General features: G+C 33.5%; 11 protein-coding genes. 7 read left to right on the top strand and 4 right to left on the bottom strand.

What is annotated here, in order from left to right:
* The first annotated feature begins 123 nt into the window (after nucleotides 1-123).
* The 6 genes from KI356_RS19925 (at nucleotide 124) to KI356_RS28265 (ending at nucleotide 4,315) form a co-directional block, all read left to right on the top strand.
* On the top strand, nucleotides 124-924 hold the full coding sequence (locus tag KI356_RS19925) for an AAC(3) family N-acetyltransferase (RefSeq protein ID WP_212936229.1): 801 nt from the start codon (nucleotides 124-126) through the stop codon (nucleotides 922-924).
* Between the two features lie 12 nt (nucleotides 925-936).
* Nucleotides 937-1,626, top strand: a complete 690-nt coding sequence (locus tag KI356_RS19920) for a phosphopantothenoylcysteine decarboxylase domain-containing protein (protein ID WP_212936227.1) — start codon at nucleotides 937-939, stop codon at nucleotides 1,624-1,626.
* Between the two features lie 179 nt (nucleotides 1,627-1,805).
* Complete coding sequence (locus KI356_RS19915; protein ID WP_212936226.1) at nucleotides 1,806-2,279, top strand: tetratricopeptide repeat protein; 474 nt, start codon at nucleotides 1,806-1,808, stop codon at nucleotides 2,277-2,279.
* A gap of 12 nt (nucleotides 2,280-2,291) precedes the next feature.
* The gene (locus KI356_RS19910; RefSeq protein ID WP_212936225.1) at nucleotides 2,292-3,347 is read left to right on the top strand and encodes a hypothetical protein; all 1,056 of its coding nucleotides are present in this window, start codon (nucleotides 2,292-2,294) and stop codon (nucleotides 3,345-3,347) included.
* 207 nt (nucleotides 3,348-3,554) lie between these two features.
* Entirely contained in the window at nucleotides 3,555-4,082 is a 528-nt protein-coding gene (locus tag KI356_RS19905; RefSeq protein WP_212936224.1) for a ribonuclease FAU-1 family protein, read from the top strand.
* 140 nt (nucleotides 4,083-4,222) lie between these two features.
* Complete coding sequence (locus KI356_RS28265) at nucleotides 4,223-4,315, top strand: putative holin-like toxin (protein WP_001289319.1); 93 nt, start codon at nucleotides 4,223-4,225, stop codon at nucleotides 4,313-4,315.
* Nucleotides 4,316-4,542: 227 nt separating this feature from the next.
* Here the strand turns inward: KI356_RS28265 and KI356_RS19900 are convergent, their stop codons facing one another.
* Nucleotides 4,543-5,364 carry an HNH endonuclease gene (locus tag KI356_RS19900; RefSeq protein WP_212936223.1) on the bottom strand — a complete coding sequence of 274 codons (822 nt, stop codon included), beginning with the start codon at nucleotides 5,362-5,364 and terminating at the stop codon, nucleotides 4,543-4,545.
* Between the two features lie 149 nt (nucleotides 5,365-5,513).
* Here KI356_RS19900 and KI356_RS19895 point away from each other — a divergent pair, with 149 nt between their 5' ends.
* A complete protein-coding gene (locus KI356_RS19895) occupies nucleotides 5,514-6,599 on the top strand; it encodes an AI-2E family transporter (RefSeq protein WP_128280326.1) in 1,086 nt (361 codons plus the stop codon).
* 228 nt (nucleotides 6,600-6,827) lie between these two features.
* Here the strand turns inward: KI356_RS19895 and KI356_RS19890 are convergent, their stop codons facing one another.
* The 3 genes from KI356_RS19890 to KI356_RS19880 form a co-directional block, all read right to left on the bottom strand.
* On the bottom strand, nucleotides 6,828-6,968 hold the full coding sequence (locus KI356_RS19890; RefSeq protein ID WP_212936222.1) for a YrzI family small protein: 141 nt from the start codon (nucleotides 6,966-6,968) through the stop codon (nucleotides 6,828-6,830).
* A gap of 27 nt (nucleotides 6,969-6,995) precedes the next feature.
* Nucleotides 6,996-7,136, bottom strand: coding sequence for a YrzI family small protein (locus KI356_RS19885; RefSeq protein WP_002120147.1), 141 nt, complete (start codon nucleotides 7,134-7,136; stop codon nucleotides 6,996-6,998).
* Between the two features lie 25 nt (nucleotides 7,137-7,161).
* On the bottom strand, nucleotides 7,162-7,282 hold a 121-nt coding region (locus KI356_RS19880; RefSeq protein WP_238486210.1), incomplete at its 5' end, for a YrzI family small protein.

Genomic DNA, 7,282 nt, shown 5'->3' with positions numbered 1-7,282 from the left:
GTTTCCGATATGATAAGAACGATAGGAGTATAGTAATCTATATGGATTATGTTAAAAATTAAGAAAAATATGATAATATATGTATGTATTAGTTTAAAGCAAAATGGGGGAACAACCGTGAAAATGAATGAAATAGTGGCGAGTACAAAACTTCCAAATACAATCGAAACAATTACAAACGATTTAAAAACCTTAGGGATAGAAAAAGGAATGACAGTTATTGTTCATTCATCATTAAGTTCAATCGGTTGGATATCTGGTGGGGCAGTTGCCGTAGTAGAAGCGTTAATGAAAGTTGTTACAGAAGAAGGAACGATAATTATGCCAACCCAATCTTCAGATTTATCCGATCCAAAACATTGGTCAAGACCACCTGTACCAGAAGACTGGTGGCAAATTATCCGGGATAACGTCCCAGCATTTGACCCGCGTATAACACCAACAAGGGCAATGGGAAAAGTAGTTGAATGTTTTCGTACATATCCGAATGTATTGCGCAGTAATCATCCGCTCAGTAGTTTTGCAGCATGGGGGAAATACGCAGAAGAAATTACAGCGAATCATTCACTTTCCATAAGTTTTGGTGAAGAATCGCCATTACGAAAAATATACGATTTAGATGGATACATATTATTACTTGGTGTCGGTTATGACTCCAATACGTCCATACATTTATCCGAGGTACGTACAGGTGCACGCGAGTTAATAAAGGTGGGAGCGCCTATTATAGAAGAAGGTGTAAGAGTATGGAAAGAATTCGATGAAATGGATTACGATTCTGATACGTTTGTAGAAATCGGAGTTGAATACGAACGGAAAGGAACAGTTACGCGAGGTAAGATAGGGAATGCGACGTGCCGTTTTATGAGGCAACGTGATGCAGTTGACTTTGGATCAGAGTGGTTTCGTGCGAAAAATAAGTAAGGGATGGTTATTATGCAGGGGAAAAAAGTATTAATTACGAGCGGCGGTTGCCTAGAAAAATGGGATCAAGTACGCGGACATACAAATTTAGCAAGAGGTACGATTGGAAGAATTATTGCAGAAGAGCTAATGACAAAAGGAGCAAATGTTATATATTTGCATGGCTATTTTGCTGAGAAGCCAATGGGGGTAAATAATCAATTAGAATTGCATCCATTTGAGGGGATTATTGATTTACAAGATAAGATGAAAAGTATTATTACACATGAAAAAGTTGACGCAGTTATTATGGCTGCTGCTGGATCAGATTGGATTGTCGAAAAGATTTGTGATCAAGATGGAAATATTCTTAATATGAACGGAAAGATTTCAAGTGATATCGCACCAATTATTCATTTTCAAAAAGCGCCAAAAGTATTAAAACAAATAAAGAGTTGGGATCCAGAAACGATACTCGTTGGTTTTAAACTGGAAAGTGACGTAAATGAAACAGAACTTATTGAAAGAGCAAGCAAAAGAATGGAAGGTGCAAAAGCAAGTGTAATGGTAGCGAACTCACCGCATTCTTTATATTCTCGAGGTGCTGTACATCACGTTATTGGACAAGATGGTAATGTGAAGCTATGTAATGGGAAAGATGAAACCGCAAAAGAAATTGTCAATATGTTAGAGCATTTATGTAATCGTGTTATTACTATGTAAATTAAAGCTTTTAGAAAGAGATGCAGTCGCATAGTATGTAATGGAGTTAATATTAAATTAGTGGGGGAACGTATCCCTCACTAATTATTAAATCGAATCAATGGAATAGACTATTAGCTGCTCGTAAATGTGTAATACATGATATATGCATATTGAACATTTTGTGAGGAGTGGATTCTATGGAACATTTATTAAAGCAAGCTATTAAACTTAGAAATGAAAAGAAATATGCGCAGTCTAGAGAGATACTAATAGGATTAACAAACTTTACAAGGGATGCAGAAGTACTATATCAATGCGCCTGGATACATGATGTAATGGGGCTTGAAACAGAGGCTGTTCCGTATTATGAACAGGCAATTGCGAACGGACTTGATGGGGAATCCCTTCGCGGTGCGTATATCGGTCTTGGTAGTACGTATCGTTGTATAGGGGAGTATGATAAAGCGATTATTGTATTAGAAGCAGGGATAAAGAAGTTCCCGGAAAATGACGTGATGAAAGTGTTTTTATCATTAGCAAAATATAACGTAAACGACCATGAAGAAGCGATGAAATTACTGTTAGAGACAGTTGTGAAAGTAGATGAGGTAAAAGAATTTGAACGTGCTATCTCATTTTATAAAGATAATTTAAATGGGGTCTTTAAATAGAGGAGAGAAGGAATGAATCCATCAATTTCACGAAGGCGAAAAGGTATTTGGATTGGACTCGTATCTTTAATTATGTTATCAAACTATTTATTGTATGCCCTTCCAATAGTACCAGATGCCCCGAAAGAAGTAGTTCTCGGTTCATTATTAGATTTTATGTTTATAATTCCGGTCATCACATATTTCTTTATTATACGGAAAAGATATTCGTTAACGTATATGTTTCCTGTAGTTATAGCTGGATACGTATTCGCAAGATTTATAATTCCTAGTGATTATTTACAAGCTTTTTCATTTGTTTCGTATGTAATAGTCGCTGGAGAAATTGTGTTCGTATGTTTTGAACTGTTTCTTATATATAAAATTATAAGAGTACTTCCTAAAATAATAAAACGATATAAAGAATATAGAAGTGAGTATTCTTCATTTTCTTATGCGATTGATGCAGCGTTTGATGCTAATATGAAGAGAAGTAAGGCTGTAAATATCATTCTAACAGAGTGTAAATTACTCTATTATGCTTTTTTATCGTGGCGTGAAAAAGTATCAGAAAGTGAATCGATATACTCATATCATAAAAAGACCGGTGCAATAGGTGTTTATATCATGATTATTCATGCAACATTAATTGAAAGTATCGGTTTTCATTATTTACTTCATCAATGGAACCCAGTAATAGCTTGGGTTTTACTCATCTTAAACATATATGCGATGTTTTATTTTTTAGCTGAAATACAAGCGATGCGTAAAAATCCAATTATCGTTGTGGAAGAAAAATTGATTATTCAAATTGGATTAGGAAAGAAAATCGTTATACCATTTACACAAATTGATAACATTGTGTTTTATAAAGGCGAATCTTTAACGAAAGAAGAAGAGAAAGAGGTTCTTGACGCAACTGTTATGGAATTTATAAAGGAACCTGCAACTTTTGAAATAACGTTAAAAGAGCCAATTAAAGCGCAGTTATTATATGGATTTTCTAAAACAGTGAGTCGTGTGCATTTAAATGTAGACGATGAACGGGAATTTTATGATGCGGTTATGGAAAAGTTGAAATATGAGTAAAATACTAAAGTATCACCGTGCGTTTGGTGTATATGGAGTTTGTATTGAAAAAAATAAAAGGCCATATATGAATCGTGGTTAATAAAATAGTAGTGATTCATGAACTCCTTCCATTATAGAAGGAGTTTTTTATACTTTCTTAATCAGGAGCGTAAAGGATATAATTAAAAACGGACGCACTATATGATAGAAGGGGTAACTAAAAAAATGAATTGTTTGCGTACACCAGGGATTGAAATTATAGAAAGAAAAATACGTTACGATTCTACAACTGTAGATCACATTTGTTTATTAGTAGAAGCACAACCGAAAAAAATCGTACTATTTCATGAGGTACAGTACCCTTTTACAATGACAGCAAACAAAATAAAATTAACTATTCCTAAAGGTAGTTGTACAACCGCATATTATTGGGAAGATCGTCCATATAACTTATACATATGGAGAGATGATGCAGGGCATTATTTAGGGTCATATTTTAATATCGTAAAAAACACACATGTAGGAAATGAGTTAGTAACATTTGAAGATTTAATCATTGATATTATGGTTCTTCCTAATGGTGAGTATTTCATATTAGATGAAGACGAATTACCTGAGCCATTAGATCAATTTGAAAATGGTTATGTGAAAGAAGCTCTTAACGTATTAACGGATACAATTCATGTATTCTTATCTCAAATGATTTTAGAAACGGAGACTATATTTAAACAGAAAGAGATTTTTTTCACATGAAAAATAAAAAAACTCGCAACTTAATAGCTTGCGGGTTTTCATCGTAAACAATTAATAAATATGGTAAAATTAAGAGGTAACTTATGGTACGGTTGGTTGTTCAATTATCACTTCTCCGAGTAGGAGGGGGGTGATAATACATGAGTGAAATTGCGTTGCTGCTGCAAGGTGGACTGTTTCTCGTTGCATTGTTAACGTTTATTGTCGTCTTAATTGACAAGCTCAAAAAATAACAACCCACCTATGCCTATAGAATGTGGGTTGTTGTGTTTGTACGAAACAAATAGGATAATGAACAATCCAATCTGCTAAGTTACGTGGACTAGTGTGTAGCCGCACACTAGTCTTTTTTATTTATATACAGTTTTTAATTGTTTTATGTGATTGTATTGTTCTTTTCATACTCATTATAACACAGTGTCTTTTCATGAAGAAAGGAGACCGTATGTTCTGATGTGGATTAAATGGAAGGTGTAGTTTCTTTAAATAACCCATCCATATACTGTTTTAAACTTTCCACAAAAAATCCTTTTTTGTCTACATTATTTACGCCGACAATTGGTGATGGAAGATTGTATCTCTTTTCTGATAAATGAACAACAACATCAAAAATATCAAATAGGCGAATGAAGCAGAACAGACCGTCTTTATCACTAAGTAAAATAAAGTAATGATTTTCGCTCGTTGTATTTAATGTATTCCATAAAGAACTTTTGCTTAAGTCACGAACGATACTCTTTTCCTTTAATTCCATGAAATCGGCATTTAATAGAATGGTAGAAATATCAATCGCATCTGGATCGTCAAAGTAGCCATCAATTGTTTGTACAGCAAAAGTATAAGCCATTTTTAATACACTCATCTTATATTTACGGTTATCTAAAAGCAATTCACGTTGAATAGAACTAGCTACTTTTGTTACGCGCTCTTCTTTCCAAATTTCATTATGTAATGAAATATCGTGCTTTTTACATAGTTTCATAATTAATGCATTAGAATAAAGTATTTCATCATTTACTTCGACAACATCCGTTTCAGCGGCCGCCAGCTCCTCACCATGTTCATTCGTATAGAGAGGGGAGTCGATTTGTTTTTTCATTTGCTCAATCTTATATTGACTTAGCTTATGCCTAATTAAAGGACGGTCAACATTTGTTGTCATATGTTCATAACAGGAATCACAAATGGAGTTTGTGAAATAATATCCACATAATATCTCTGGGATGACATGTTGTTCACTAAGTTCTTTCGTATCTTTTCTGCAAATGATGCATTGTGTCATATTTATCACCTTTACCTGCAAATTTGTCTGTAATCTCATTGTAGTGTATTTAATAGGATTTTGGAACATTGTAAAGGAAAATATTATGTAAAATCTAAGTTTAATTTGGTACAATGAAGAGAAGTGCTAGTTTAAAGGAGGACGTTTTTTTGAAATCGAAAGTGCACTTTTGGACATTAGAAGTGCTAATGGTTGTAGGAATTATATTTATTTGCACAAAAATATCGTTTTTATTTCAACCGATTGGTATCTTCATATCAACATTATTTTTCCCAATTTTAATCGCGTTATTTTTATACTTCATATTTAACCCATTGTTAGTCTTTTTGGAGAATAAAAAAGTACCTAGAGGTTTAGCGATTTTACTACTGTATCTTTTTATCATCACATTAACTGGAGTTGCTATTGGAGTAGTTGTTCCAACCATCTCACAACAGCTAATGGATTTAGTGAAAAATATGCCGACTTATATAAAAGAGGGGAAAGTATACATACAAGATCTATCCCATCATAGGTTATTTGAATGGTTATCTACACAAAACTACGTTTCCATTGAAACAATTGAGAAAAATGCGATTGAATACTTAAAGGAAATACCAAACACAATTACGTCGAGTGCAACGGCTTTATTTGGTATTATCACGAACGTGGCGTTAGTTATCTTTACAGTACCGTTCATTTTATTTTATATGTTTAAAGATGGACATGCATTTCCAGGGAAAGCTGTTAGTGTATTACCAGAGTCTTACCGTGAAGAAGGACTTCATATCATAAAGGAAACGAACGAAACATTATCTGCATATATTCAAGGGCAAGCGCTCGTTTGTATGTTTATTGGTGCCTTTACATTTACTGGTTATTTAATCATCGGTTTACCGTATGCTTTCGTTTTAGGGATTATCGCAGCACTTACAAATATAATTCCAAACTTAGGTCCTTTTATCGGAGCAGCACCAGCTGTTATTGTAGGTCTATTCGTATCTCCGATGCAAGCTCTGTACGTAATTATTATTGTAACAATCGTACAACAGTTTGAAAGTAACATTATATCGCCACGTATTATGAGTTCAAAATTAAACATCCATCCGTTAACAATTATCATCCTTATTTTAGGGGTAGGTAATTTCGCGGGAATTATCGGAATGATTTTAGCAGTGCCTGTTTATGCGGTAACGAAAACAGTGGTTTCGAACTTAGTAAGATTGTTTAAGACGAAACGAAGTAAACGGAAATAGAATATGTTGAGAAAGATACACCGCTTATAGTGGTGTATCTTTTATTTTTTTAGAGTGTATGAAATACTTATTATTATATATTTTTTACACATCAAATTAACTGCAACACTTGTATAAATTATTCCTGTTAAACTATGTGGAATCCCTCTGAACTATCCAAATCATTTCTTTACACCGCGTCATTAACATCATAACCGACTCCTTTCATTTCTAATATAAGTTCAACAATTATAGATGAGTGTAGTACTTGCTTCTACGATCACGAATTTCATCTATAATCTTTTTATACTGTTCCTCTTGTTGTACTTCATTTGCAGATATAGTTTCTTTTTGAATCGTAATGGTTAAAAAGAAAAGGTGAAACTTCATACATGAATTCCTCCTTTCGAATAGGAATTACAAGTGACTACAATAATGACTTTGTCGTTCTTTTACGTTGTCCATAGCCTGTTCAATTTGTCGGTCATGAAGCATATCAGACTCAGATAATTTATTTTTTTGAATGGTAATCGTTAAAAAGAATACTCTGAATTTCATTGGATACTGCCCCTTTATAATTTATTTAGTAAAGACGATTGTAGTAAGAGGACTGGCGCTCTTTTACTCCGTCCATAATATTTTTAATTTGTTGTTCACGTGAAATTTCATCTCTTGAAAGTTTACGTTTTTGAATGGTAATCGTT

It is taken from the genome of Bacillus hominis (assembly GCF_018332515.1).
Lineage (GTDB): Bacteria > Bacillota > Bacilli > Bacillales > Bacillaceae_G > Bacillus_A > Bacillus_A hominis.
The sequence above is the reverse complement of the archived record's forward strand: the minus strand, read 5'-3'. Positions and strand labels throughout refer to the sequence as shown.

Bases quoted from the DNA above. Each gene is read 5' to 3' on its own strand.
- KI356_RS19925 (WP_212936229.1), top strand. From the start codon at position 124: ATGAATGAAATAGTGGCGAGTACAAAACTTCCAAATACAATCGAAACA.
- KI356_RS19920 (WP_212936227.1), top strand. From the start codon at position 937: ATGCAGGGGAAAAAAGTATTAATTACGAGCGGCGGTTGCCTAGAAAAA.
- KI356_RS19915 (WP_212936226.1), top strand. From the start codon at position 1,806: ATGGAACATTTATTAAAGCAAGCTATTAAACTTAGAAATGAAAAGAAA.
- KI356_RS19910 (WP_212936225.1), top strand. From the start codon at position 2,292: ATGAATCCATCAATTTCACGAAGGCGAAAAGGTATTTGGATTGGACTC.
- KI356_RS19905 (WP_212936224.1), top strand. From the start codon at position 3,555: ATGAATTGTTTGCGTACACCAGGGATTGAAATTATAGAAAGAAAAATA.
- KI356_RS28265 (WP_001289319.1), top strand. From the start codon at position 4,223: ATGAGTGAAATTGCGTTGCTGCTGCAAGGTGGACTGTTTCTCGTTGCA.
- KI356_RS19900 (WP_212936223.1), bottom strand. From the start codon at position 5,364: ATGACACAATGCATCATTTGCAGAAAAGATACGAAAGAACTTAGTGAA.
- KI356_RS19890 (WP_212936222.1), bottom strand. From the start codon at position 6,968: ATGAAGTTTCACCTTTTCTTTTTAACCATTACGATTCAAAAAGAAACT.
- KI356_RS19885 (WP_002120147.1), bottom strand. From the start codon at position 7,136: ATGAAATTCAGAGTATTCTTTTTAACGATTACCATTCAAAAAAATAAA.